General features: G+C 65.6%; 24 protein-coding genes. 12 read left to right on the top strand and 12 right to left on the bottom strand.

The features are described from left to right. Window positions 1–172: 172 nt before the first annotated feature. The gene (locus ACETII_RS04500; RefSeq protein WP_472787277.1) at window positions 173–1909 is read left to right on the top strand and encodes a patatin-like phospholipase domain-containing protein; all 1737 of its coding nucleotides are present in this window, start codon (window positions 173–175) and stop codon (window positions 1907–1909) included. A 51-nt stretch (window positions 1910–1960) separates the two neighbouring features. On the opposite strand, the gene ACETII_RS04495 is transcribed toward ACETII_RS04500, so the two are convergent. After that, window positions 1961–2839, bottom strand: a complete 879-nt coding sequence (locus ACETII_RS04495) for a peptidylprolyl isomerase (protein WP_363349713.1) — start codon at window positions 2837–2839, stop codon at window positions 1961–1963. Window positions 2840–2924: 85 nt separating this feature from the next. Continuing rightward, on the bottom strand, window positions 2925–5906 hold the full coding sequence (locus ACETII_RS04490) for a bifunctional [glutamine synthetase] adenylyltransferase/[glutamine synthetase]-adenylyl-L-tyrosine phosphorylase (RefSeq protein WP_472787276.1): 2982 nt from the start codon (window positions 5904–5906) through the stop codon (window positions 2925–2927). Window positions 5907–6006: 100 nt separating this feature from the next. Between ACETII_RS04490 and ACETII_RS04485 the strand changes: the two genes are divergently transcribed. Further along, window positions 6007–6855 carry an ATP-binding protein gene (locus ACETII_RS04485; protein ID WP_472787275.1) on the top strand — a complete coding sequence of 283 codons (849 nt, stop codon included), beginning with the start codon at window positions 6007–6009 and terminating at the stop codon, window positions 6853–6855. A gap of 9 nt (window positions 6856–6864) precedes the next feature. Continuing rightward, on the top strand, window positions 6865–7179 hold the full coding sequence (locus tag ACETII_RS04480) for a hypothetical protein (RefSeq protein WP_363349710.1): 315 nt from the start codon (window positions 6865–6867) through the stop codon (window positions 7177–7179). On the opposite strand, the gene ACETII_RS04475 is transcribed toward ACETII_RS04480, so the two are convergent. Beyond that, window positions 7176–7649 (bottom strand): cupin domain-containing protein, encoded by a 474-nt coding sequence (locus ACETII_RS04475; protein ID WP_363349709.1) that lies wholly within the window; start codon window positions 7647–7649, stop codon window positions 7176–7178. The two genes, ACETII_RS04480 and ACETII_RS04475, sit on opposite strands and share 4 nt — an antisense overlap. Window positions 7650–7825: 176 nt before the next feature. On the opposite strand from ACETII_RS04475, the gene ACETII_RS04470 reads away from it, so the two are divergent. Then, window positions 7826–8704 carry a chorismate mutase gene (locus ACETII_RS04470; protein WP_363349708.1) on the top strand — a complete coding sequence of 293 codons (879 nt, stop codon included), beginning with the start codon at window positions 7826–7828 and terminating at the stop codon, window positions 8702–8704. On the opposite strand, the gene ACETII_RS04465 is transcribed toward ACETII_RS04470, so the two are convergent. Both ACETII_RS04465 and ACETII_RS04460 read right to left on the bottom strand, forming a co-directional pair. Then, on the bottom strand, window positions 8701–9126 hold the full coding sequence (locus ACETII_RS04465; protein WP_363349707.1) for a type II toxin-antitoxin system VapC family toxin: 426 nt from the start codon (window positions 9124–9126) through the stop codon (window positions 8701–8703). The two genes, ACETII_RS04470 and ACETII_RS04465, sit on opposite strands and share 4 nt — an antisense overlap. Continuing rightward, the gene (locus ACETII_RS04460) at window positions 9123–9641 is read right to left on the bottom strand and encodes a DUF7662 domain-containing protein (protein ID WP_363349706.1); all 519 of its coding nucleotides are present in this window, start codon (window positions 9639–9641) and stop codon (window positions 9123–9125) included. The genes ACETII_RS04465 and ACETII_RS04460 overlap by 4 nt, the downstream gene beginning before the upstream one ends. Window positions 9642–9792: 151 nt before the next feature. Between ACETII_RS04460 and hisC the strand changes: the two genes are divergently transcribed. The 3 genes from hisC to ACETII_RS04445 all read left to right on the top strand — a co-directional run bounded on the left by hisC (window position 9793) and on the right by ACETII_RS04445 (window position 12540). After that, window positions 9793–10905 (top strand): histidinol-phosphate transaminase, encoded by a 1113-nt coding sequence (gene hisC, locus ACETII_RS04455; protein ID WP_472787274.1) that lies wholly within the window; start codon window positions 9793–9795, stop codon window positions 10903–10905. Then, entirely contained in the window at window positions 10898–11818 is a 921-nt protein-coding gene (locus ACETII_RS04450) for a prephenate/arogenate dehydrogenase family protein (RefSeq protein ID WP_472787273.1), read from the top strand. Before hisC ends, ACETII_RS04450 begins: the two co-directional genes overlap by 8 nt. 113 nt (window positions 11819–11931) lie before the next feature. Beyond that, entirely contained in the window at window positions 11932–12540 is a 609-nt protein-coding gene (locus ACETII_RS04445) for a response regulator transcription factor (RefSeq protein ID WP_363349703.1), read from the top strand. Between the two features lie 127 nt (window positions 12541–12667). Here the strand turns inward: ACETII_RS04445 and ACETII_RS04440 are convergent, their stop codons facing one another. The 4 genes from ACETII_RS04440 to sseA all read right to left on the bottom strand — a co-directional run bounded on the left by ACETII_RS04440 (window position 12668) and on the right by sseA (window position 16111). Further along, a complete protein-coding gene (locus ACETII_RS04440) occupies window positions 12668–12985 on the bottom strand; it encodes a polyhydroxyalkanoic acid system family protein (RefSeq protein WP_363349702.1) in 318 nt (105 codons plus the stop codon). A gap of 226 nt (window positions 12986–13211) precedes the next feature. After that, complete coding sequence (glnA, locus tag ACETII_RS04435) at window positions 13212–14621, bottom strand: type I glutamate--ammonia ligase (RefSeq protein WP_363351201.1); 1410 nt, start codon at window positions 14619–14621, stop codon at window positions 13212–13214. Window positions 14622–14723: 102 nt separating this feature from the next. After that, window positions 14724–15062 (bottom strand): P-II family nitrogen regulator, encoded by a 339-nt coding sequence (locus tag ACETII_RS04430; protein ID WP_016921979.1) that lies wholly within the window; start codon window positions 15060–15062, stop codon window positions 14724–14726. A 188-nt stretch (window positions 15063–15250) separates the two neighbouring features. Further along, a complete protein-coding gene (gene sseA, locus ACETII_RS04425; protein ID WP_472787272.1) occupies window positions 15251–16111 on the bottom strand; it encodes a 3-mercaptopyruvate sulfurtransferase in 861 nt (286 codons plus the stop codon). A 157-nt stretch (window positions 16112–16268) separates the two neighbouring features. On the opposite strand from sseA, the gene ACETII_RS04420 reads away from it, so the two are divergent. Next, window positions 16269–16685: a hypothetical protein gene (locus ACETII_RS04420; RefSeq protein WP_472787271.1), complete on the top strand. Its 417-nt coding sequence runs from the start codon at window positions 16269–16271 to the stop codon at window positions 16683–16685. A gap of 44 nt (window positions 16686–16729) precedes the next feature. Beyond that, entirely contained in the window at window positions 16730–17545 is an 816-nt protein-coding gene (locus ACETII_RS04415) for a DUF3108 domain-containing protein (RefSeq protein WP_472787270.1), read from the top strand. 18 nt (window positions 17546–17563) lie between these two features. On the opposite strand, the gene ACETII_RS04410 is transcribed toward ACETII_RS04415, so the two are convergent. Continuing rightward, window positions 17564–17962: a DUF1190 domain-containing protein gene (locus tag ACETII_RS04410; RefSeq protein ID WP_363349698.1), complete on the bottom strand. Its 399-nt coding sequence runs from the start codon at window positions 17960–17962 to the stop codon at window positions 17564–17566. Window positions 17963–18765: 803 nt separating this feature from the next. Between ACETII_RS04410 and ACETII_RS04405 the strand changes: the two genes are divergently transcribed. Further along, on the top strand, window positions 18766–19575 hold the full coding sequence (locus tag ACETII_RS04405) for a response regulator transcription factor (RefSeq protein WP_363349697.1): 810 nt from the start codon (window positions 18766–18768) through the stop codon (window positions 19573–19575). Window positions 19576–19583: 8 nt separating this feature from the next. Here the strand turns inward: ACETII_RS04405 and ACETII_RS04400 are convergent, their stop codons facing one another. Further along, entirely contained in the window at window positions 19584–20378 is a 795-nt protein-coding gene (locus tag ACETII_RS04400; RefSeq protein WP_472787269.1) for a YdcF family protein, read from the bottom strand. A gap of 74 nt (window positions 20379–20452) precedes the next feature. Next, complete coding sequence (locus ACETII_RS04395) at window positions 20453–22132, bottom strand: electron transfer flavoprotein-ubiquinone oxidoreductase (protein WP_472787268.1); 1680 nt, start codon at window positions 22130–22132, stop codon at window positions 20453–20455. Window positions 22133–22263: 131 nt separating this feature from the next. Between ACETII_RS04395 and ACETII_RS04390 the strand changes: the two genes are divergently transcribed. Together ACETII_RS04390 and ACETII_RS04385 are read left to right on the top strand one after the other, a co-directional pair. Continuing rightward, on the top strand, window positions 22264–23259 hold the full coding sequence (locus tag ACETII_RS04390; protein WP_472787267.1) for an HlyD family secretion protein: 996 nt from the start codon (window positions 22264–22266) through the stop codon (window positions 23257–23259). Window positions 23260–23342: 83 nt separating this feature from the next. Further along, complete coding sequence (locus ACETII_RS04385) at window positions 23343–24287, top strand: ABC transporter ATP-binding protein (protein ID WP_472787266.1); 945 nt, start codon at window positions 23343–23345, stop codon at window positions 24285–24287. The last annotated feature ends 57 nt before the right edge of the window (window positions 24288–24344 follow it).

The raw sequence follows: 24344 nt of genomic DNA, 5'->3' as shown, positions 1-24344 counted from the left end.
TGCAGGCGGCGAGGAAGACGTTCGCAGCTGCGAGAAGGGTTTGGCGGGGCCGGCCAACGTCGTCAAGACATGTCTTGGCGCGCGTTCTAAGATTGAGGCGGGCGCGTTACACCAATGTCGCGCGCTCGCGGTTTTGATGAGTATTTCGAGAATCGGTTTTGAGGAGAAATCAGTGGCCAAACCCACCTATGAAATTGGTGTCGTTCTTTCGGGCGCCATTTCGGCCGGCGCCTATTCGGCCGGCGTCATCGACTTTCTCATCGAAGCGCTCGACGCCTATGAGGCGGCGAAGGCGCGGCCCGATTGGGACGGCCCGACCCATGACGTGCGCATCCCGATCATGGGCGGGGCCTCGGCCGGCGGCATGACGGCGGCGATCGCCGCGCTGCACGCCTTTCACGAACTCCAGCATGTCTGGCCGGGCGAGCCGCTTCCGCAGCCGCCCGCCAACCGCCTTTACTCGAGCTGGGTCCACGACATCGACATTTTGCGGCTTCTGGAGACGACCGATCTCGACGGAACGCAGTCGAAAAAGGGCGTGCGCTCACTTTTGTGCTGCGACGTCATCGACGAGATTGTCGCCAACGCTTTCAACCTGTCCGGCGCGCTGCGTCAGGCCCATTGGGTCGGTCGCGGCGACGACCGCGCCTTGCGGGTTTTCCTGACGCTCACCAATTTGCGGGGCGTGCCCTATTCGTTTCAGCTTTTTGGCTCGGACGATCCGCGTCGCTACGGCATGCTCAATCACGGCGACTATCTCGATTTCAAGGTCGGCGTCTCACCGGCGCCGGCGGCCGGGGCCTATGCGCTCGACGTCCGACAGACCGGCCCCGGGGACTGGGATCTTTATCGCACCGGCGCCAAGGCGACGGGGGCCTTTCCGGTCGGCCTCGCGCCGCGATTCATTTCGCGCAAGGCGGCTGATTACTGGAGCAGCCTGCGCGTGGGACTCGAAAATGACGACGCCTTCTCGCCCGTTTTTCCGGATGACTGGGTGAAGGCGAACGACCCTTACGCCTTCGTTTCTGCTGACGGCGGCACGATCGACAATGAGCCGCTGGAACTGGTGCGGCGTTATCTCGCGGGGCCCGGCGAGCGCAATGCGCGCAGCGCCGAGAGGGCCAACCGTTCCGTGATCATGATCTCGCCCTTTCCAAATTTGCAGAAGACAACCTATGAGGGGCGCGGGGAGCGGATCGTGGATGTTGCGCCCCGGCTTTTCTCGACGCTCATCGACCAGGCGCGCTTCAAGCCGGACGAGCTAATGCTCGCCGAGAACGAACGGGTCTACTCGCGCTACATGATCGCGCCAGAGCGTCCGCGCAACCGTAACCCCGAATCCAAGCTCTATCCGATCGCCTGTGGCGTGCTCGGCGGCTTCGGCGGCTTTCTGCATCGTTCCTTTCGCCACCACGATTATTTGCTCGGCCGACGCAACGCGCAGGCGTTCTTCCGCGCGAATTTTTCGCTTCCGGTCACGAATCCGCTGTTCGCCGAGTTTCCCGAGGCGCGCCGCGACAAATGGCTGGTGCGGGATATCGTCAGCGGCGCCTTGCGAACGCATCGGACGGCGGAGGGGGAGCAACCCGGCTTGCCGATCATTCCGCTGACGCCGGAACTGACGAAGGAAATCGTCATCGGGGACGCCAATCTGCCGCGCCCGCAAGTCTTCGATAATCCCGCGGTCTCCGGCCAGCTGAGGGCGGCGATCGACGCCCGCGCCTCGCGCGTGGTCGACGTGCTCGTCGACAATGACCTCAGCGCGATGATTTCGGGACGGTTCGGCTACTTCAAGCGTCTCGGCGCCAAATATTTCGGCGCCGACGTCCTGTCGACGAAATTCGCCGAGGCCATTTTCGACCCCGGAGGCGCGCTCGACGCTGTGAGAAACGCCTTCTACGAGACGTAAGCGACGGACGACGCGCCGGCGCGCCTGACGGGCCCCGGCGCGACTCTCTCGTTACTTCTTCGGGGCGGGGGCGGCGGGCGCCGCCGGAGCGGCCTTGTCGGCGTCGACCGGCGGCTCCGTGCGCTCGATCTTGGCGCCTTCGCGCAGCTTCATCACGAGATCGCTCTGCGCCTTCTGCACGACATAGCGGGCGACCTGATCCTTGATCTGATCCAGCGGCGGGAAGACCTTCGGGCGCGACTCGTCGAGCTTGATGATGTGCCAGCCGAACTGGGTCTTCACCGGCTCGGAAATCTCGCCCGGCTTCATCTTGGCGGCGGCGTCGCCGAATTCCGGCACCATGCGGTCCTTGGTGAACCAGCCGAGGTCGCCGCCCTTGGAGCCCGGATCCTTCGACACTTCGCCGGCGACCTTCGAGAAGTCCTCGCCGCCCTTCACGCGCGCCAGGGCCTTCTTCGCCTCCTCCTCGGTCGGCACGAGGATGTGATGAGCGTGATATTCGGTTTCGGGCTTCTGGTTCTTGGCGGCCTCGTCATAGGTCGCCTTGATCGCGGCGTCGGTGGCCGCCGCCTTGGCGACATTGCCGAGCAGCGTCTCCATCAGCGCCTTGTCGCGCAGATAAGCCATTTTCTTGGCGAAATCCGGCGTCTCGGCGAGCTTGTCGGCCTGCGCCTTCTGCACGACGAGCTGCTCGTCGATGAGGAAGTCGAGCACATAGCTGTCGCGCGCCTTTCCCTGGAGCTGGTGCGGAATGCCGGGTCCCAGATCTTCGATAGCGATCTTCAAATCGTCGTCGGTGATCTCGACGCCGTTGACCTTGGCCAGAACCTTTGCCTGCGCCGGCGCGGCGCTCGCCATCAGGACGACGAGGCCGATCGTCCCGAACGTGGCTCGGGTCAGGGAACGCGCATTCTTGCGGGCATGTGACATGAGATGCTCCAAAAAAGAGGCGAACCGCCCCAAAAACCGCCGCCAGCCGGCGAAAAAAGGTTCCTGCGTGACGAACCGGGCGTATCTATGCTCGCGGGCGAGCGTCTGACAACTCCCTGCCGCCGGACATTTCCGCGCCTTTCACAGGGCCGACGACCGTTACGAAGATCTCCCGGGTCTTCCTCTCCGTCTCCGCCAACAGCGCTTCGAGATGCGAGAGGTTGGGAGAGTCGCCGACGCGCAGCAGGAGATCCGCCAGACCGCGCGGCGCGTCTGCCGGCTGGAAGGCGCCGTCGATCGCGAGCCGCAGCAATTGCAGAAGGCCCTGATACAGACGATAGGCGGCAAGAAGCGCCTCGGCGGCGCCGGGATCGAGCAGGCGTGCGTCGCGGAGCCTGACAAGCGCGTCGGGCGTCGTGGTCGAGAAGACCTCCGGGCGCGCCGCGCCATGGAGAAGCATCAGATATTGGGCCAAAAACTCGATGTCGATCAGCCCGCCGGCGACCTGCTTGACCTCCCAGGGATTTGTCGACCCCTTCTCCTTCTCCAAGAGCCGGCGCATGGCGAGCGCGTCCGTCTTCAGTTTCTCGGGGCTGCGCGGAAGGGTCAGCGCCGCGACGATCGCGTCCTCGACGCGCGCCGCGAAATCCGCCGGCCCGGCGATCACGCGCGCGCGGGTCAACGCCATATGCTCCCAGGTCCAGGCTTCTTCTGACTGATAACTGACGAAAGAAGCGAGGCTCACCGCGATCGGCCCCTTGTTGCCGGAGGGCCGCAGGCGGAAGTCGGTCTCGTAAAGAAGGCCCTCGGCCGTCGGCGCCGAGAGCGCGGTGATCAGCCGCTGCGTCAGCCGCGCATAATATTGCGGCGTATAAAGCGCGCGCTCGCCGCCGACGGACTCGGCGAGCGGGTCGGCGTCGTAGAGGAGCATCAAATCGAGATCGGAAGCCGCGGTCATCTCGCGGCCGCCGAGCTTGCCCATGGCGACCACCGCGGCCGCGCCGCCGTCTATGCGCCCATGGACCTTTTCGAACTCGCGGCGGACGACGTCGAACAAGGCTGCGATGAGCGTTTCCGCCAAGCGCGAATAGGCGGCCCCAGCCTCCGCCACCGACACCGAGCCGGTCAGCACGCGCACGCCGATGAGAAATTTCTGCTCCTGCCCGAAGATGCGGGCGCGGTCGAGCGCGTCCTCATAGGAGCGCGCCTCTGCAAATTGCGCGGCGAGCCGCGCGCGCAGGTCGTCCTCGCTCGGGACGCTTTGGAAAAAGGCGGGCTCCATCAGCGCATCGAGCACGCGCGGGCGTCTCGAAATGGTGGCCGAGAGTTTCGGCGCCGAGCCGGTGATCGCCGCGATGAGCTGCAGCAGGCGCGGCTGCGAAACGAGCAGCGAGAAGAGCTGCACGCCGGCCGGCAATTTCTGAATAAGCTTGTCGAAGGCGAGGAAGGCCTGGTCGGCGTTTTCCGTCGCGGCGAGGGCTTCGAGCAGCGACGGTGTGAGTTCGGTGAGGCGCTCGCGCGCGACCGTCGAGCGCGTCGCGGCGTAGCGGCCGAAGTGCCAGCCGCGAATGGTCGCGGTGACCATCTTGGGGTCCTTGTAACCCATCCGCGCGAGCGTTTCGATCGTGCCCGGATCGTCGTCGCCGCCGGTGAAGACCAGATTGCCGCCCGTAGACGACAGTTGCGGCGCGCTCTCGAAGAGGCGCGCGTAATGGCCCTGCACGACATCGAGACGCTTCAGCAGCGCCTCGGCGAAGTCGTCGAACCCCGAAAAGCCCATCATGCGGGCGATGGTCTCGACGCCCTCGGCTGTTTCAGGCAGCGTGTGCTTCTGCTCGTCGGCGACCATCTGGATGCGATGCTCGACGTCGCGCAGGAAGAGATAGGCCTCGCGCAGATCGTCGCGCGCCCGCGCCTCCACCCAGCCGCTATCCACAAGTTGATCGAGCATGGGGAGCGTCGCGCGGCCGCGCAGGCGCTTGTCGCGACCGCCGGTGATGAGCTGCTGCGTCTGCACGAAGAATTCGATCTCGCGAATGCCGCCGCGGCCCAATTTGATGTTGTGGCCGAGCACGGCGATTTTGCCATGGCCCTTGTGGGCGTGGATCTGGCGCTTGATCGAATGGACATCGGCGATGGCCGCGAAGTCGAAATATTTGCGCCAGATGAAGGGCGCCAGTTCTTCGAGGAATTGCTCGCCGGCGTAAATGTCGCCGGCGACCGGGCGCGCCTTGATGAAAGCGGCGCGCTCCCAGTTCTGGCCCATGCTTTCGTAATAGGAGAGCGCCGCTTCGAGCGGGATGGCGATCGACGTCGCGCCGGGATCGGGCCGCAGCCGCAGATCGGTGCGAAACACATAGCCCTCGCTCGTCCCGTCGCTCATGATTTTCACTATTCGCTTGGTGAGCTTCACGAAGAGATCGACGTCCTCCAGCGGATCGGCGACGCGGGCGCGGGCGCGGTCGAAAAAGACGATGAGGTCGATGTCGGACGAATAGTTCAGCTCAAAGGCGCCGCCCTTGCCCATGCCGAGGAAAATCCAGCCAGAGCCGCGTTCGGGATCGCGCTGGTCGGCGAGCTCCAGCTTGCCGGCGTGCTGAGCCTGCCGCAGGGTGAAGCGGATCGCGGCGGAAAGCGTCGCGTCGGCGATTCGAGTCAGGGCTTCGGTCGCCTCGAGCGTCTCCCAGGCCTTGGAGAGGTCGGCGAGGGCGATGACGAGCGCCGCCTCCTGCTTGATGAGGCGCAGCCGCCGCATCAGCTCGGCTTCGTCGTCCGTTTCGAGCCCTCGGGCCTCGCCGACGAGCCCCGCGACGCGCGTCTTCGGGTCGGCGGCGAGCAGGCCCGCGAGCCGCGCCGGGTCGCGCGCCGCGAGGTCGGTGAGGTAAGGCGAAGAGCCGAAGACGCCGAAGAGCAGATCACGCGCCTTCGGGCTTTCGGCGAGGAAAGCGGCGAGCGCGCCCGTGTCCTTCTCGAGCACGCGGTCGAGCGCCTGCTGGGCCTTGCCGGCGTCGGCGGGGGCGATAATGACTCTCGCCCGGTCAATGAGGGCGTTGGCGTCGCGCGTCACGGGTTTCCTCTCCGTGGCCGTCTGATGCGGCCTTTGCCAATGGGTATAATCCGGCTATGCGGGCAAATCAGCCCCGATGGTCAAGGAACGCGCAAGGCACATGTCGAAGACCGAAAACGCCGCCAATCTGGCCCGCATCGCCGAAGCGCTCGAGCGCCTCGCGCCCCCAGCGCCGCCGCCCCCGGATTTCAAAAAAGCCGAAGCCTTCGTCTGGCGCGCGCGCGGCTCGGTCTTTCATCCGGTCGCGAAGGTCAACCGTGTGGCGTTGACCCTGCTCGAGGGGATCGGTCTTCAGCGCGACATCCTCTTTTCCAACACCGAGCGCTTCGCCCGCGGGCTCCCGGCCAATAACGCGCTGCTGTGGGGCGCGCGGGGCATGGGCAAGTCCTCGCTGGTCAAGGCGGTGCATGGCGCGCTGGCGGGGGAGGGGCGGCTCAAGCTCGTCGAAATCCACCGCGAGGACATAGAGGCGCTGCCCGATCTCCTCGGCGCGCTCGCGCCCGCGCCATTTCAGTTCGTCGTTTTTTGCGACGATCTCTCCTTCGACGGGCCGGAGACGAGCTACAAGGCGCTGAAAACCGCGCTCGAAGGCGGGGTCGAGGGACGGCCCGCCAATGTGCTGTTCTACGCCACCTCCAACCGGCGTCACCTCATGCCGCGCGACATGATGGAGAATGAGGCCGCCGGGGCGATTCACGGGAAAGAGGCGGTGGAGGAGAAGGTCTCGCTCTCCGACCGCTTCGGTCTCTGGATTGGCTTCCACAACTGCAGCCAGGACGATTATCTCGCCATGGTCTTCGGCTACGCGCGCCATTACGGGCTCGACGCGCCGGCGGCCGAGATCAGGGCGCAGGCGCTGGAATGGGCCATGACCCGCGGCGCCCGCTCGGGCCGCGTCGCCTGGCAGTTCGTGACGGATCTCGCGGGGCGGCTGGGGAAGAGACTTTAGGAGCATGCAATGGGACGACGCGGCGTTTACTTGGCGGCGGGCGCCGCGGCGCTCATCCTCCTGCTGCTCTGGCTTTTCCTGCCGGTCCGCGAGGAGGATGTGGCCGGCCGGATCGAGCGCAGCGCCGGTTTCGATCTCGTCGCCGCGTGCAACGAGGCCGCCGGCGGGCGGGCGCGGTTCGCCCCCGGCGACGTGCGCCAGACGCCGGCTGAAACGCCCCATGGCGTCGTGGCGCTCGCCTCCGTGCTCGAGGCGCGACGCGACGGCCTGATCTGCCGGTGGAACGGCGTCGATCCGCCGACGATCCTGCGTGCGCGACCTTAGTGGTCGCCGTGGGCGTGGTCCTCCGCGCCCGGCGGAACAGCGATGATCGACCCCTTGCCCTCCGGCATGTTCGCCGGCAGCAATTCGAAGTTCAGGAGCACGACCGGTCCCTGGCCGACATTGCTCGACTCATGGGTCATCGCGCCTGTCTCGGTAAAGCAGTCTCCCGCTTTATAGATCGTCGTCTTGCCGCCGATCTCGTATGTCATCTCGCCGGACTGGATGCAGCGCAGGCCGGGGCCGAGATGGTGATGGGCGTGCATATAGCCGCCGGGATCCATGGTCACTTCCGTGACGCGAATGCGATATTTGCCGTTGAGCTCGGAGAGATGGCCGAGGTCGGCGAGTTCCGCCTTCACAGTGGCGTGAAAACCCTTGAGGTCGACCCCGTCGGCGTGGACGGCGGCGGCGGGCAAGAGGGCGAGGAAGAGGGCGAGGAAGGCTGATCCGAAGGCGTATCTGGCGAGCATGGTTTCCCTCATTTTTGCCCAGACTAGCCTGTCGGCCCCGCGCTGCAAGCGACCTTGTCACGTCCTCGCCCGCTCCCAATGGCGCCTTGGTCTGCACATTGGCGGGCGGACGGGCGGATTTACGAGCCTCTGGCGCCCCCTTCACTCCGGCCGTCCGCTGGCCTAAGAGAAACGCCATGCGCGACGCCCCACAGCTCAAACCCGCCGCCGACACGCTTGCCGAATTGCGCGCCGAGATCGACCGCATCGACCTCGACATGCACCGGCTGCTCATGGCGCGCGGCGAGATCATCGACCGCCTGATCGCGGCAAAGCGCGCGCAGGGCGGCGGCTGCGCCTTCCGGCCGGACCGCGAGGCGCAAATGATGCGCGCGCTCGTCGAGCGGCATCGCGGCCTCTTGCCGGTCGACGCGGTCGAGGGCGTCTGGCGCGTCATCGTTTCGACCTTCACCTATGTGCAGGCCAACTATTCAGTTCACGCGGACGATTCGGGCGGCGACGCGCAAATGCGCGACAGCGCGCGCTTCCACTTTGGGTTCACGGTCCCTTACGTGCCGCACCATGGCGCCGGCCCGGTGATTGACGCCGTGGCGGCGTCGACGGGCGATCTCGGCATGCTGCGCGCCGCCGGCGGCCTCGCCGACGGCGCCTGGTGGATGCGGCTCATCGGCGCGAATACGCCCAAGATCATCGCGCGTCTGCCCTTCGTCGAGCGGCCCGATCATCCCGCCGGCCTGCCGGTCTTCATCGTGGCGCGGCCGGCCGCCGACGCCGCCTCGCGCGACATTCTGCTCTATGCGCTCACCGTGCCGCGCTGGTCGCACGCCATTCCGGCGGTCGTGTCGTCGCTCGAGGGCGAGATCCTCGCGAGCGCCCCGTTTGCCGGCGGCCTCTCCCTGATGGTCGCCGCCCCCGGCCGGGTCGAGGCCGCGCGCTTTGCGCAGGAGCTGGCGTCCGCCGGCGCCGCCGACGCCGTCGTCGAGCCGATCGGCAGCCACGCCGGCCGGTATGAACTCAACGAAGCGCGCAGCGGCGTCTTCGCGCCAAGGAGCTAAGGTGAGCTCCGATCGACGAACGGGTCGAAGGCGCGTACGCCTGTCGCGTTGACGTCGCGGGTGTTGCGCGTGACGAGCGTGAGGCCGCGGGCGATCGCCGTCGCAGCCAAAAGCCCATCGACTAAGGGCAAAGGGTTGGGGACGCTCAAGCGCGCCCAAACTGTGGCTATCTCCTCGTCGACCGGCAAGACGCGGTCCTCTAGCCCTTGCCTGACCGCATTCAACCAGAGCTCAAGCTTGTCCGCCTGAAGGGGGTCCCGAAGCCTTTTCAGCTCGACGCCACGTCGGATTTCGGCAAGGACCAGCACGCTCGTCCCCAATTGGCCCGTGTCGACCGTTTCCGCCCAGGCCAAAACGTTGGGATGCGCCCGCCGACCCTTCCGCAACTCCGAGATGACGTTTGTATCGACCAGAAATTTCACAAGCCCACCTCGCGCCAGCTCTTCTGGCGAGGGTGTTCAAACACGCCGTCGAAAGCCTCGTCGGGCAGCTCCGAGCCAAAAAGATCGAGGGCGGTTCTAGCCCGCTTTTTTTCGAGCGCGGCGAGGATAGCGTTACGGAGTGCTTGCGCTTCCGTTTCATCACCGCGGAGGATGTCGAGAATCCGGCCGATCATTTCGGCGTCGTTGATTTTCTGGAGGCCGCCGCCGTGGTCAGACGACCGGTCTGACGATCCCTTGTCGCCGACGCGCCGGAAAACGACCGTTTCGCCCGGCATGTCGACCTGCTCCGCCCGGTAGCCGGCCGTCACCCAAACTTTGGTCATGACGTTGTTCGAGTCGTTATTGGACCACCAGGCTCTGTGAGCGCGTGCGGCCGGCGGCAGCGTAAAGCCGAGGGCGTGTTCGATTTCCCTAAAAGTGCAGCGCACCTCGCGTTGCGGGTGCCGCTCGAGAAACGAAGCGAGAGGAGAGTATTTGGACATGGCGGGATCCATAGTTGCACAGAAACACTAACACACAGGGTGTGTTTGTCAACCGCTACGGGCGCGCGCGGCTTTTTACGGATCTCGACTTGCTCTCGCCGCGCCGAGGCTTAAGAAGAAGGGCAACCTCCCCAAAAGGCGCGAAAACAGAAGCAAGGCAAAGATGACCCGTCCCGTCCCCCGCCCCACTGTGCTGGAGATCGACGCCTATGTGCCCGGCAAGAGCGCGGCGCCCGGCGCGGGCCGCGTGTTCAAGCTCTCGGCCAATGAGACGCCGCTCGGACCTTCGCCCGCCGCCGTGCAGGCTCTGCGCGACATGGCGCATGAGATCGCCATCTATCCGGAAGGCTCTTCCCGCGTCCTGCGCGAGGCGATTGGCGCGCACTATGCCCTGGATCCCGCCCGCATCATCATGGGCGCGGGCTCCGACAATATTCTCGAGTTGCTGGCGCTCGCCTATATCGGCCCGGGCGAAGAGGGACTCTACAGCCAATATGGCTTCCTCGAATATAAGATCGTGACCCTCGCCGCCGGCGGCGTCCCCGTCGTCGCGCCGGAGAAGCATTTCACGGCGGACGTCGACGCCCTTCTCGAACGGGTGACCGAGAAGACGAAAATCGTCTTCCTAGCCAACCCGAACAACCCGACCGGCAGCTATCTGCCGGCGAGCGAAGTGGCGCGGCTTGCGGAAAACCTGCCGCCGCAGGTGCTGCTCGTGCTCGACGCAGCCTATGCGGAATATGTCGTCCGGCCGGACTACGAGGCCGGGATCGCGCTCGTCGACAAGCACGAAAATGTCGTGATGACGCGCACCTTTTCGAAGATCTATGGCCTGGCCGGCCTGCGCCTCGGCTGGGCCTATGGCCCGCGCCACGTCATCGACGCCTTGAACCGCATCCGCTCGCCGTTCAACATTTCCACCGCCGCCAGCGCAGCGGGCGTCGCCGCGGTGCAGGATGTCGCGCACATTCAGGCGGCCGTCGCGCATAATGAGAAATGGCTGCCCCGGCTCACCCGGGAAGTCCGCGGGCTCGGTCTCGAGGTCCTGCCGAGCGTCGCCAATTTCATCGCGATCCGCTTCCCGGACCGACCCGGCCGCTCGGCGGCCGAGGCCGACCGCTTCCTCACGTCGCGCGGTCTCGTGCTGAGGGGCGTTGGCTCCTATGGAATGGCGGATTTCCTGCGCCTGACGATCGGCGTCGAGGAAGCCAATCAGCGGGTCGTCGCCGCGCTGGGGGATTTCATGGCGGAGACGAAAGCCGCGGCCAATGGCTGACGCCGTTTTCGCGCGGGTCGCCATCGTCGGCGCCGGCCTCATCGGCTCCTCCATCGCCCGCGCGGCGCGCGACTATGGCGCGGCGCGGCAGGTCGCCGTTCTCGACGCCTCGCCGCAGGTCATGGACCGCGTGCGGGAGCTCGGCATCGCCGACGAGACGAGCGGCGAGGCCGCGCAGGCCCTCAAAGGCGCCGATCTCATCATCATCTGCACGCCGGTGGGCGTGTGCGGCGCGGTCGCCGAGACGCTCGCGCCGCATCTCGAGCCCGGCGCCATTCTTTCCGACGTCGGATCGGTCAAAGGCGCGGTGGTCGCGCAAGTCGCGCCGCATGTGCCCGAGGGGGTGCATTTCATTCCGGCGCATCCCCTCGCCGGCACGGAATATTCGGGCCCCGACGCGGGCTTTGCGTCGCTCTTCCAGAACCGCTGGTGCATCCTGACGCCGGGGGAGGACGCCGACCCGCGCGCGGTGGCGCGGCTCGACGATTTCTGGACGCGGCTCGGCGCCAAAGTCGAGGCGATGAGCGCCGATCACCATGACAAGGTGCTCGCGCTCACCAGCCACCTGCCGCACCTCATCGCCTACAACATCGTCGGCACGGCGGATGATTTCGGCGAACAGACGCGCTCGGAGGTGATCAAATTCTCCGCCTCCGGCTTTCGCGACTTCACCCGCATCGCCGCCTCGGACCCCACGATGTGGCGCGATATCTTCCTCGGAAACCGGGAGGCCGTGCTGGAAATGCTCGGCCGCTTCAACGAGGATCTGAGCGTGCTGCAGCGGATGATCCGACGCGGCGACGGAGAGGGGCTTTTCGCCTTCTTCACCCGCACCCGCGCCATCCGCCGCTCCATCATCGCCCAGGGCCAGGACACGGCGGCGCCGGACTTCGGGCGACGAAAATCCGATTAATTCGGCTAGAACCTGATTAAGGCTCGTCAAGGCTGCGGAGATATTCCCTCTTCAACTCGAGCGCGAGTATATGATACAAGGTTGACAATAACGGCTACCTTCAAGGTGAGCATATGATTGTCTACCTCATCGCCGGGCAGGGCGAGCGGGACGCGATCGCCACGCTGCTTTCTGACCAGGCTTATGAAATCAGGCGCTTTCAGGACGTCGCGACGTTCCTGGCCGAAGCCGAGCTGCAGCTTCCAGGGTGCGTCCTGGTCGACCTGCAGCCGGCGGACGTCGCCATGATGCGGCGGTTGCGGGCGATTTGCCGGCCCCTGCCGATCATCGTCCTCTCGTCCCGGGCCAATGTGGCGCTGGCGGTCAGCGCCATGAAAGAAGGCGCCGCCGACTTTCTGCAAAAGCCCTTCGATCCCGAGAGATTGCGGGCTTCCGTGGGCGCGGCGCTCGCCGATAGTCGCGCCCGGGTCGAACGCGGCCGCAAGAAGCAGGAGCTGCTGGCGCGCTTCAAATCGCTCAGCGCCCGCGAGCGGGACGTCGTCGACGCCGTTCTGCACGGCTGCGCCAATCGCGAGGTGGCGTCGCTCCTGGGGATCAAGCTCCGCACCGTCGAGATCCATCGGTCGAATGCGATGAGCAAGCTGGGCGCGCGCTCGCTCCCAGACCTCGTGCGCATCTGGCTCGACGTGGACGCCTCGGTTGCGCGGCTGAACGCCGAATAATCAGCCGCGCAAGCTGGCGCGGGGCTCAGCGGCCGGAAAGGGCCGACGCGCTCCGCCCAAGAGGGTAGAGGACCCCAATTAGGAGGCGGGCCCAGCCGATCGCGTAAACTCTGCTGCGCGACCGCCTTCAGGTCTTGCCGATCTTCAACACGTCATTGGCGTTGCGCGCAATGACGTCCTTCACCCTTCCGGCGATGGCGGCGAGGAGCCAGGGAAGCTGCACGTCGATGCGCACCATGTCGGCGAGCACCGTCATCTGCGCCGTGGCTTGCTGCCCCAGCGCCGTGACCTTGATCGTCGCGACGTCGCCGGCCCAGGTCACTTCTGAGTGCGCGACCTTGTCGACATATTCGCGCTGCAGCGTTTCCAGCCGCTCGGCAAGCCGCTTCTTTGCGGTCTCCACGCTCATGTCATGCGGCACGGTCACGGTTATGGTGTTTTGCATCGGCGTCTCTCTGCGTCACGCCTGATGTAGGCGCCGCCCGCCGCAAAATAAAGCGCCCTCGGGCCTCATCCTTAAGGAGCGCGCGCAGCGTGCGTCTCGACGGATGAAGCGGCCTCGGAGCTTGTCACAAAAAGCCGAGGCCCGGGAGCGCAAGCTCCCGGGCCTCGCGTTCTCGGCTTCGCGGCCGTCGGGGCGTCTTCCGCCGCGCCGGCCGGAAAAGCGTCGCTTAGTAGGAGTAGTACATATCGAACTCGACCGGATGCGGGGTCATCTCGAAGCGCATCACGTCCTGCATCTTGAGTTCGATGTAGGAGTTGATGAAGTCCTCGTTGAAGACGCCGCCGGCGGTCAGATAGGCATGGTCGGCCTTGAGGTTCTCGAGCGCCTCGCGCAGCGAGCCGCACACCGTCGGGATCGCCTTCAGCTCTTCCGGCGGCAGATCGTAGAGGTCCTTGTCGGCCGGAGCGCCCGGATCGATCTTGTTGACGATGCCGTCGAGGCCCGCCATCAGCATCGCCGCGAAAGCGAGATAGGGGTTCGCCGTCGGGTCGGGGAAGCGGACCTCGATGCGCTTGGCCTTCGGGCTCGAGCCGAACGGAATGCGGCAGGACGCCGAGCGGTTGCGCGACGAATAGGCGAGCAGCACCGGCGCCTCATAGCCCGGGACCAGACGCTTGTAGGAGTTGGTCGACGGGTTGGTGAAGGCGTTCAGCGACTTGGCGTGCTTGATGATGCCGCCGATGTACCAGAGGCACTCCTGCGACAGGCCGGCGTATTTGTCGCCAGCGAAGACCGGCTTGCCTTCCTTCCAGATCGACTGGTGGACGTGCATGCCCGACCCGTTGTCGCCGAAAACCGGCTTCGGCATGAAGGTCGCCGACTTGCCGTAGGAATGCGCCACCTGATGGATCGCATATTTGTAGATCTGCAGATGGTCGGCGACGGTGACGAGGGTCTCGAACTTCAGGCCGAGCTCGTGCTGGGCCGAGGCCACCTCATGGTGGTGCTTCTCGACCTTGACGCCCATGGCCGCCATGGCCGCGAGCATTTCGCCGCGCATGTCCTGCGCCGAGTCGACCGGCGGGACCGGGAAATAGCCGCCCTTGGTGCGAACGCGGTGGCCGAGGTTGCCGCCCTCATAGGCAGTGCCGGAGTTCGTCGGCAGCTCGACGGAGTCGAGCTGGAAGCCCGTGTTGTAGGGGTCGGAGGAGAAGCGAACGTCGTCGAAGACGAAGAATTCGGCCTCGGGGCCGAAAAAGGCCACGTCGCCGACGCCGACCGACTTGACGTGCGCCATCGCCTTCTTGGCGATCGAACGCGGGTCGCGGTTATAGGGCTGGCCGGTCGAGGGCTCGACCACGTCGCAGACGATCGACATCGTCGAGGCCGCGAAGAAGGGGTCCATGGTGCAGGTTTCAAGATCGGGCAGGAGGGTCATGTCCGACTCGTTGATCGCCTTCCAGCCGGCGATGGAGGAGCCGTCGAACATGATGCCTTCGGTCAAAGCGTCTTCATCGACGATCGAGACGTCGAAAGTGACGTGCTGCCACTTGCCGCGCGGGTCGGTGAAGCGGAAGTCTACGTATTTGACGTCGTTGTCTTTGATTTGCTTGAGTACGTCCTTGGCCGTTGTCATGTCCGTCCTTGCCTCTTGCTTGTCATTGGATGTGCGCGTCTGCGGCGCCTCGGCGCGGCGAAACAGTCTTTCCAGAAAGCTCATGATGGTGGCTCGAGCAGGTTAAATCGCATCCGCGCCGGTTTCGCCGGTGCGGATACGGATCGCGCCTTCGATGTTCGAAACAAAAATCTTGCCATCCCCGATGCGGCCGGTCTGGGCGGCCGTGCGGATGGCTTCCACCGCACGGTCGACGGCCTCGTCCGCGAGAACGATCTCGATTTTCACTTTCGGCAGGAAATCAACGACATATTCGGCGCCCCGATAGAGCTCGGTGTGCCCTTTCTGGCGGCCGAAGCCCTTCGCCTCGGTGACGGTGATGCCCTGCAGTCCCGCCGCCTGCAGCGCCTCTTTCACCTCATCGAGTTTGAAAGGCTTGATGATCGCCTCGACCTTCTTCATCGCTTATCCCCGCTGCGTCTTAGCCCTCGCCCGCATCCGCGCTTCGCCGTTAGCGACGCCGCCGCGCTTCTACCATTTGAGCGAATTCCGCGCCATGGCCAAAGGAGCGGCGCCGGAATCTAAGGAATTGCCCGTCTGATGCTCAAGATGCACGCTTTTAGGGCTATGTGTGATTATTTTTAAGGCAATCAGTCGACATAGGCGACGACCGGCAGATCCGCCCGCCCGCCCCATTCCGACCAGGAGCCGTCATAGACCGTCGCGGGGGCGCGGCCCGAGGCCGCGAAGGCGAGGCTCAAAATACAGGCCGTCATGCCGGAGCCGCAGCTGGCGATGGTCGCCTTGTCCGGCGAAAGGCCTGCGGCGGCGAAGGCGGCGTCGAGCCCCGCCTTGTCCTTCAGTCGCCCGCCCTCGACGACCTCCTGGAAGGGCAGGTTATACGCGCCGGGCATGTGGCCGGGGCGCAGACCCGGACGCGGCTCCGGCGCGCGGCCCATGAAGCGTTCTGCGGCGCGGGCGTCGACGATCTGGGCGTCGCCGGCCATGAGCGCGGCGTTGACGCGGGCCGTATCCGCCACGAGGGACGGATCGACTCTCGGGGTGAAATCGCGGGGCTCGTGGGCGGTCTCCCCTGTCGCGAGCGGACGGCCTTCAGCCTTCCAGGCGGGCAGGCCGCCCGCGAGGATCGAGACCCTGTCGGCGCCGAAGACATGCAGCGTCCACCACAGGCGCGGCGCGGAGAACAGGCCGACGCTGTCATAGACGATGGCGTGCATGCCGTCGCCGAAGCCGAGACGGCGCATTTCGGCTGCGAAGACCTCCGGCGCGGGCAGCATATGCGGCAGGCCCGTCGAATGATCGGCGACGCCGTCAATGTCGAAGAAGACCGCTCCGGGGACGTGGCCGGCGAGATATTCCGCCCGCGCATCGCGGTTGGCGGCGGGCATGTGCCACGAGGCGTCGAAGACGCGCAGATCGGGAGAGTCGAGATGATCCGCCAGCCACTCTGTGGAGACGAAGAGGGTCGAAGGGTCTGTTTGTCGCGACATGATCCCGTTCTCAAGTCATTCGCCGTCGCCGTTTCGAACCGGCGCGGGGTGCGCATGGAGAATGCGCCTTGTCATTGTGCGGCGCGGCTTGCATCCGGCGCCGCCAAGGTGAGAATACGCTGATTCGATTCACACTGTCTTCGGCGCTCGCATCCTCATGCTCGACATCCCCGGCAAAGCCTGCGGCTCCTGTTTTTTCTGCTGCAAGGTGCTCGAAATCGAGGAGCTCAAGAAGACGGCTGGACAACTCTGCGGGCATTGCGCGCAGACCGGCGGCTGTAGCGTTTACGCAACGCGTCCGCAGGTGTGCCGTGACTATTACTGCCAGTGGAAGGAAGATCGCGGCCTGCCGGCGACGATGCGGCCCGACAAGGTCGGCACCCTGCTGATGGACGATCCGGACAGCGACGAGTACCACGCCGTCTGCGACCCCGAAAAGCCCTTTTCCTGGCGCAATCCTCTCATATTCCGTCATCTCGTGGCGGAGGCGAAGGCCGGCCGCATCGTCATGGCGAAAGCGGGGCTGCGGGCCTGGCGCATCTATGCCGACGGACATTGGCAGGAGTCGGCGTGAGGTCTGACCCGCCGCTCAGCCTTTTGCAACAGAGGCGTCACCCGATGATGAGCCTGACCCAAAAACGCGCCTCCGCCGTCCTCGCCGCGCTGCTGTCTTGCGCCGGCGCGGCTCAGGCGGAAACGATCAAGGCCCATTACGCACTGACCCTGATGGGGCTTTCCATCGGCAGCGCTTTCGCGTCGGGCGTCGTCGACCGAAATTACCGCATCGACATTTCGATGCGGACCACCGGCCTCGCCAATCTCGTCAGCAACACCAAGGGGGCCGCCACCGCGAGCGGCGGATTGAGCGCCGTCGGCCCGTCGCCCTCTGCCTACGCCAACACCACCTCGAACGAGGATGACGTCCGCACGGTTCGCATGTCGCTGGCCGGCAACGCCGTGCGCATGGTGGAGGTGAAGCCGGAGCCCTGGGACGCGGATCAGCGCATCCCCGTGACGGATGGGAACAAGAAGCGCGTGGTCGATCCGGTCAGCGCGCTGATCATGAGCGTGGCGCAGGGGCAGGAGCTCGCCGGCCCCGCCGCCTGCAACCGCACGATTGCGGTCTTCGACGGGGTCACTCGATTCGACGTTGCGCTTGCTTATGCGGGCGAGCATGTGGCGAGCACGAAAGGCTTCTCGGGCCCAGTCGCGGTCTGCTCGGCCCGCTATACGCCCATCGCGGGCCATCGGCCCGACAGCAAATCGACCCGATACATGGCCGAAAACCGCGATATGAACGTCTGGCTCGCGCCGCTGCCGGAGGCGCGTGCATGGGTGCCGATCCACATCGACATCAAGACCGCAGCGGGCGATCTCGTCATCGACGCCTCGGAGTTCCAGATCGGGTCGAAACGGGCCGACTCGGCGCGTTGAGAGACGCGCATTGGCGCGTCAATCGATACGCACTTCCTTTGTCTTCTTCCGGTTGCGGCGGTCGGACTCATATTCGAGATATCGAATCTCCTTCGGTTCGCCGTCGGCGCGCAGGCAGAAGGCCGGACGCGGCGAGAAGCCGCCGGCCGGATTTTCGAAACAGTCCGTGAAACGAAGTTCGCACTGGAAGAGGGTCTCGGTCTTCGGCGCGGCGCGCGCGGCGACCGCCCGGGCCTTGTCGACCGCCTGCCGGCAAAGCTCGGCCTCGAGCCCCCAGGCCTGGCAGTCGGCGACGCTCGCCATGTATTTGCCGTCCGCCGCGCAGGCGGGAATTGTGCGCCGCGCATAAAAGATCCAAACGCCGGCGGCCGCCAGCGCGACGAAGACGAGGATATATTTCAAAGGCGCATTCGCCATGTTCGTACTCTGCTCGAAAATCGTGGGGACATTAGGCGTGACGAGTCCGCGACGGCAAGCGCAATCTCCGCCAGTCGGCCGCTCTTCCGCGACATCTCGCCGCCGGGGGCGCGCGCCATGTCGCTTGACAAGGGTAGGCGACTACAATAGTTCGTTTGCTCACCGCATTTCGGAAGCCACAGATGAAAAGCTGTGGAGCGATATGGCTCACCGGGCGCGGACAGAGCCGAACAGATGTGCGCCCACCCTTTCGAGGGTCGCGTTTCTACGCTATGGGAACATGTCCGCGATGCGATCCTAAAACGCAAATCTGACAACTTCGCTCGAAACGGCGAAGCAGATAGAAGCATGTCGGTTCGTCTTTACGACCGCCAAAAGTGTGACAGAAGGAGGAGATAATGGGCGCTATTCTCGAATTGACCAGCTATGCGGCGACCCCGGTCGGCATGATCGCGATCATCGTCATCGGCGCGGCTGCTTACTTCGCCGCTCGCTGGGTCTTCACCGACTAATCCAGCGGAAAAGAATTTAGCCTATCGAGGCGCGGCGCGTCGGCTTTGGCCGATGCGGCGCGCCTAACTTTTTGCGGTTCTGATTTTTCATCTCATGGCGTCTCAGCCGGCCGTTCCGTGGGATAAGGCTTGCGCCTCGGCGCAGCGCGAGTATTCTAGCGCCATCGCCCGAACGGGCAGGTATTTGTCCCACGCCTTCAAAAAGAATCACCGCTCGCAATCAAGGCGCTGGTATTCTCCTTTGGCGGTTTTGGCTCATGTGCGGAGCTCCGCGCGAGCCTGGAGGAAAGAATGGCGCCTACCTCTTCGATCGGGGCTGCAGAAAGTCAGACGGAGCTCGACCGGGGGAGCAAAGGCGACGCCGACCTCGGCCGGGCGCGGCCCCGCCCGGAGAACGACGACGGCGCCTTGTCGGTTCAGGGCCGCATCGACGTCGCCATCGCCGACAAGAGCCCGCTGATCCTCGCCGGGCTCGACAAGCTGCTTTCCGACGACAAGCGCTTCAATCTGGTGCTGAAGGTGACGGACGGCGAGGAATTCCTCGAGGCGGCGCGACAGCAGAAATTCGCGATCGCCGTCATCGGCTGGCAATTGCCGACGCTCCACGCGCGCGACGTGCTGCGCGCCCTGTCCCGACAGGTCTCGGCGCCCAAGATCGTGGTCTACAGCGGCACCAATGATCCCGCCGCGCCTGCCGAAACGCTGCAACTGGGCGGTGCCGGCTTTGTCTCCAAGCGCGCCCCGCCGGAGCGGCTCCTCGACGTTCTCGCCGCCGTCGCCGCAGGCGACATGGTCTTTCCCTTCGTCGACATCCGAAAGATGCGCAGCGACCCGTTGGAGAACCTCACGCTGCGCGAGCGCAGCCTGTTGTCGGCGCTGGGGTCGGGCCACACCAACAGCCAGCTCGCCAAGGATTTCGGCGTCTCGATCAACACGATCAAATTTCATCTGCGCAACCTTTTCGAGAAGCTCGAAGTGCGCAACCGCGCGCAAGCCATCGCGCTGTTTCTCGAAATGAAGCACGGCGCCTGGCCGGGAAGCGGCGGCGGCCGCAGCATGGAGCCGACGACCACGACGAGAGGCCGGCGGCGCGGCGAATAGCTCGCCCGTCAAGGCGCCGGAAACAGCGCGTCGGTCTTGCCGGTCAGCCGATAGGCGGCGAGGCCGATCCATTCGTGCAACGCGGCTTCCGCGAGCAGGAAATTCAAGGTGGCGTGGCGGGGCGCGCTCCAGTTCTGCAGCGCGTCTGTCGCCCGGTAATCCACAGGATAGGGGATTACGGCAAAGCCCGCCCTGCGGAAAATGCCGACCGAGCGCGGCATGTGCATCGCCGACGTCACGAGCAGCCAGCGCTCGCCCGCCTGCGGTTTCACGAGGTCGCGCGTGGCGATGGCGTTCTCATAGGTGTTGCGCGACTTGTCCTCGTAGATCACATCGCCCCGATCGAGACCCGCCTCGCGCCAGAACCGGGCGACCGCCTCCGCCTCCGTATGGGTCGAGCCGGCGAGCGCCCCGGATCCGCCGGTAAAGACGAGGCGCGCCGCTGGATAGAGGCGCTTGAGCGCGATGGGCGCCGTGAGCCGCTCGGCCGCCTCATTCATCGCGACGCTGTCGTGGATGGCGCTCATTTTTTCATCCACGGAGCCGCCGAGCACGATAATCCCGTCTGGTGCTGGCGCGTCGGCCGGGGGCGGCGCAAAACGCTCTTCCAGCGGCAGGGCGAGAAGGTCGGGGAGCGGCGAAAATCCGATCAGCAACAACAGCGCAATGGCGACGGCGGCGAGCGCGCGTCCGGTCTTTTTATGTCGGGTCAATCCGAGCGCAACGCCGAGAGTCCCCGCGAAAATCGCGAGATGAACCGGCGTGACGACGAACTCGAAAATCTTGGACAGGATGAAGAACATCAGCGCGCGCCGACTCTCTCTTCGCGCCCTCGCGCCGAGCAGCTTCGTCGGCGTGAGGGCGAAAAGGAGGCCTTTTACATATTCGGATAATTGGGCCCGCCGCCGCCTTCCGGCGGCACCCAGGTGATGTTTTGCGCCGGGTCCTTGATGTCGCAAGTTTTGCAGTGGACGCAGTTTTGCGCATTGATCACGAAGCGCGGCTCCTTCCTCGACACGTCGTCGGCGTAGACGACTTCATAGACGCCGGCCGGACAATAGAGGCGCGCCGGCTCGCCATAGACCGGCAGGTTCTTCTCGATCGGGATCGACGGGTCCTTCAGCTTCAAATGCACCGGCTGGTCTTCCTCGTGGTTCGTGTTCGACACGAAAACCGAGGAGAGCTTGTCGAAAGCCGGCTTTTGCGTGAGCTTCGGATAGACGATCGGCGTCACTTCGGAGAGCGGCTTCAGGCAGGCGTGATCGGGCTTGCCATGCGACTGCGTGCCGAAGAAGGAGAAGCCGAAGAGTGAATTGGTCCACATGTCGAGACCGCCGAGCGCGGCGCCGAGATAGGTGCCGTATTTCGACCAGAGCGGCTTGACGTTGCGCACCGGCTTCAGATCGCGCCCAATGTCGGAAGCGCGCCAGGCGGCGTCATAAGCCGTCACCTCGTCATAGGCGCGCCCTTCCGAAATCGCCGCGGCGACGTGATCGGCCGCGAGGATGCCGGAGAGAATGGCGTTATGCGACCCCTTGATGCGCGGCACGTTCATGAAGCCCGCCGCGCAGCCGAGGAGCGCGCCGCCGGGGAAGACGAGCTTGGGCACGCTCTGCCAGCCGCCCTCGGTGAGCGCGCGCGCGCCATAGGCGAGGCGTTCGCCGCCCTCCAGCGTCGGCGCCACGAGCGGATGGCATTTGAAGCGCTGGAATTCGTCGAAGGGCGACAGCGTCGGGTTCGAATAGTTGAGATGCACCACGAAGCCGATCGACACGAGCCCGTCCTCGAAGTGATAGAGGAACGAGCCGCCGCCCGTGTCGGACTGTAGCGGCCAGCCGAAGGAATGCTGCACGAGGCCGGGCTTGTGCTTTTCCTTCGGGATGCGCCACAGCTCCTTGAAGCCGATGCCGAACTTCTGCACGTCGCTGTCCTTGGCGAGCGCATATCTGGCGATGAGCTCCTTGGAGAGCGAGCCGCGCGCGCCTTCGGCGAAGAGCGTGTATTTGCCGCGCAGCTCCATGCCGCGGGTGAAGCTGTCCTTCGGCGCGCCGTCGCGATCGACGCCCATGTCGCCGGTGGCGACGCCGCGCACTTCGCCGGCGTCGCCGTAGAGGAGTTCGGTTCCGGCGAAGCCCGGATAGATCTCGACGCCCAGGCCTTCCGCCTCGGCGGCGAGGAAGCGCACGAGATTGCCGAGCGAGCCGATGAAGTTGCCGTGATTGTTCATCAGCTTCGGCATCAGGACGTTGGGCAGGCGGACGCCGCTCTTTTCGGTGAGCACGAGAAACTGGTCGTCGTGAACCTGCGTTTTGAGCGGCGCATCGTCGCGCGTGCGCCAGTCCGGCAGCAGCCGGTCGAGGCCGATGGGATCGATGACGGCCCCGGAGAGAATATGGGCGCCGGGCTCCGAACCCTTTTCGATGACGACGACGGAAAGATCGGGCGCAACCTGCTTGAGGCGAATCGCTGCGGCGAGGCCGGCGGGGCCCGCGCCGACGATCACCACGTCGTAATCCATGCCTTCGCGCTCCGGCAATTCCGTAATCTCTTCAGCCATTTCCGATCCCTTTTCGCGTCCCTCTGGCGCCTGTGGCGGCGCACTGTAGCCTTTTTGCGCGCAACGCGCCAAAAGGAGTTTGCGCCGGTTCGAATCGACAGGCGGGCTTGCGCGCAAGGAGGCGGCAGGCGATGCGACGCGTGGCCGCTTTGGCGGTAATCCTTCTCGCGCTCGGCGGTTTCTTCGCCTGGCGGATGATGCGCGATCGGGACGCCGCTCAGGCGCCCTTTCTCGGCTATGTCGAGGGCGAGGTGCTCTATATCGGCCCCAATGAGGGGGAGCGGCTCGCGAGCCTCGCGGTGGCGGCAGGCGCCGTGGTCAAGCCGGGCGATTTATTGTTCGCCATGTCGACGACGCTGCTCGATCGGCAGCGCTCGGAAGCCCTGGCGCGCATCGGGCAGTTCGAGGCGCAACTGCAAAATCTGCGCGCGGCGATGAACCGCCCGGAACAGGTCGCGGTGTTGCAGGCGGGATTGGAGCGCGCCGAGGCGGCCTTGACTCTCTCGCGCAACGACTATGACCGCCAGCTCAAACTCTATCGGTCGGGGAATGTCGCCAAAGCGACGCTCGACCGCGCGGAAATGGCCTTGCGACGCGACGAGGCGAGCGTCAAGGAGGCGCGCCGGCAGGTGAATGCGGCGCTGATCCCCGGCCGCTCGCAGGAGATCGAGGCGGCCGAGGCCGCCATCCGCCAGGCGCGCGCGCAGCTCGAGGCGATCGACATCCGCCTCGGCCGGCAGAGGGTTCGCGCGCCGGCGGCGGGCGTCGTCCAGGACGTGTTCTTCCGCCCCGGCGAAGTGGTCAACGCCGGCCAGCCGGTCGTGGCGCTGCTGCCGCCTGAAAACCGCAAGGTGCGCTTCTATGTCCCGGAGCCCCGGCTCGCCGCCGTGAGAATCGGCGGGCAGGTGAAGGTGGGCTGCGACGGCTGTCCGGATGACCTTTTCGGCCGCATTTCCTTTGTCGCCAGCCGCCAGGAATATACGCCGCCCGTCATCTTCAGCGACGTCGAGCGGGCCAAGCTCGTCTTCAAGGCGGAGGCGCGCCTCGAGGGGCGGGCGCGGGAACTGCCGCTTGGGATGCCGGTTTCGGTGACGCCGCTGGCGCAAACGGCGGGGGCCGAGAGGTGACGGCCGTGCGCGCGCTCGACTCGCCGCCGCGCCGCGTGGATGGCCGGGCCGATCCCGGCCACGACCGCTGAGGGGCCGGGCTCATGTCTGCCGAAGCCATCGCCGCGCATCCCGACATCGCCATCGACGTCAAAGGCCTCACCAAGGTGTTTGGAGCGAAGACGGTCGTCGACAATCTGACGCTCACTGTCGCGCGCGGCCACATACAGGGGTTTCTCGGGCCCAATGGCAGCGGCAAGACGACGACGATCCGCATGCTCTGCGGCCTGCTGACGCCCGACGCCGGCGAAGGACGGTGTCTGGGCTATGACATCCGCACCGAGCAGGACGAGATCAAGCGCCACGTCGGCTATATGACGCAGGGCTTCTCGCTGTATCGCGACCTGACGATTCGCGAAAATCTCGAATTCGTGGCACGAATCTACGGGCTCGCGGCCCCGGAACAGGCCGCCCAGGCGGCGCTGGAGCGGCTCGGGCTCACCGGGCGCGCCGATCAGCTCGCGGGCGAGCTATCGGGCGGCTGGAAGCAGCGGCTGGCGCTCGGCGCCTGCATTTTGCCGGCGCCTTCCTTGCTGCTGCTCGACGAGCCCACGGCGGGCGTCGATCCCAAGGCGCGGCGTGATTTCTGGGACGAAATCCATCACCTGGCCAATGAAGGCCTGACCGTCCTCGTCTCGACGCATTACATGGACGAAGCCGAGCGCTGCCACGAGATCGCCTATATCCTCGACGGCAAGCTGCTCGTGTCGGGAACGATAGACGACATCATCGCCAAGGCGGGCCTGACGACCTATGTGGTCTCCGGCGAAGGTCTCGACGCTTTGGCCGAGCAGCTGAAGACGACGCCCGGCGTCGATATGGTGGCGCGCTTCGGCGCAGCTTTGCATGTCGGCGGACGCGACGCCGCCGCCATCGAGGCGATCGCGCACCGCTACGCCAGCAGGTCGCAGCGCTGGGCGCATGACGAGGCGACGCTCGAAGATGTTTTCATCGATTTGATGACCCGCAACCATCGCAGCGCCAGATGACGCACGCGCCGGGACATGCCCCTGTGAAACCCCCGCGGCTCGGGCCGATCGCGCAGG

The sequence above is a fragment of the Methylocystis sp. NC52PC genome (assembly GCF_055698645.1).
The sequence above is the reverse complement of the archived record's forward strand: the minus strand, read 5'-3'. Positions and strand labels throughout refer to the sequence as shown.

Bases quoted from the DNA above. Each gene is read 5' to 3' on its own strand.
- ACETII_RS04495 (WP_363349713.1), bottom strand. From the start codon at position 2,839: ATGTCACATGCCCGCAAGAATGCGCGTTCCCTGACCCGAGCCACGTTC.
- ACETII_RS04485 (WP_472787275.1), top strand. From the start codon at position 6,007: ATGTCGAAGACCGAAAACGCCGCCAATCTGGCCCGCATCGCCGAAGCG.
- ACETII_RS04480 (WP_363349710.1), top strand. From the start codon at position 6,865: ATGGGACGACGCGGCGTTTACTTGGCGGCGGGCGCCGCGGCGCTCATC.
- ACETII_RS04475 (WP_363349709.1), bottom strand. From the start codon at position 7,649: ATGCTCGCCAGATACGCCTTCGGATCAGCCTTCCTCGCCCTCTTCCTC.
- ACETII_RS04470 (WP_363349708.1), top strand. From the start codon at position 7,826: ATGCGCGACGCCCCACAGCTCAAACCCGCCGCCGACACGCTTGCCGAA.
- ACETII_RS04460 (WP_363349706.1), bottom strand. From the start codon at position 9,641: ATGGATCCCGCCATGTCCAAATACTCTCCTCTCGCTTCGTTTCTCGAG.
- hisC (WP_472787274.1), top strand. From the start codon at position 9,793: ATGACCCGTCCCGTCCCCCGCCCCACTGTGCTGGAGATCGACGCCTAT.
- ACETII_RS04450 (WP_472787273.1), top strand. From the start codon at position 10,898: ATGGCTGACGCCGTTTTCGCGCGGGTCGCCATCGTCGGCGCCGGCCTC.
- ACETII_RS04445 (WP_363349703.1), top strand. From the start codon at position 11,932: ATGATTGTCTACCTCATCGCCGGGCAGGGCGAGCGGGACGCGATCGCC.
- ACETII_RS04440 (WP_363349702.1), bottom strand. From the start codon at position 12,985: ATGCAAAACACCATAACCGTGACCGTGCCGCATGACATGAGCGTGGAG.
- glnA (WP_363351201.1), bottom strand. From the start codon at position 14,621: ATGACAACGGCCAAGGACGTACTCAAGCAAATCAAAGACAACGACGTC.
- ACETII_RS04430 (WP_016921979.1), bottom strand. From the start codon at position 15,062: ATGAAGAAGGTCGAGGCGATCATCAAGCCTTTCAAACTCGATGAGGTG.
- sseA (WP_472787272.1), bottom strand. From the start codon at position 16,111: ATGTCGCGACAAACAGACCCTTCGACCCTCTTCGTCTCCACAGAGTGG.
- ACETII_RS04420 (WP_472787271.1), top strand. From the start codon at position 16,269: ATGCTCGACATCCCCGGCAAAGCCTGCGGCTCCTGTTTTTTCTGCTGC.
- ACETII_RS04415 (WP_472787270.1), top strand. From the start codon at position 16,730: ATGATGAGCCTGACCCAAAAACGCGCCTCCGCCGTCCTCGCCGCGCTG.
- ACETII_RS04410 (WP_363349698.1), bottom strand. From the start codon at position 17,962: ATGGCGAATGCGCCTTTGAAATATATCCTCGTCTTCGTCGCGCTGGCG.
- ACETII_RS04405 (WP_363349697.1), top strand. From the start codon at position 18,766: ATGGCGCCTACCTCTTCGATCGGGGCTGCAGAAAGTCAGACGGAGCTC.
- ACETII_RS04400 (WP_472787269.1), bottom strand. From the start codon at position 20,378: ATGTTCTTCATCCTGTCCAAGATTTTCGAGTTCGTCGTCACGCCGGTT.
- ACETII_RS04395 (WP_472787268.1), bottom strand. From the start codon at position 22,132: ATGGCTGAAGAGATTACGGAATTGCCGGAGCGCGAAGGCATGGATTAC.
- ACETII_RS04390 (WP_472787267.1), top strand. From the start codon at position 22,264: ATGCGACGCGTGGCCGCTTTGGCGGTAATCCTTCTCGCGCTCGGCGGT.
- ACETII_RS04385 (WP_472787266.1), top strand. From the start codon at position 23,343: ATGTCTGCCGAAGCCATCGCCGCGCATCCCGACATCGCCATCGACGTC.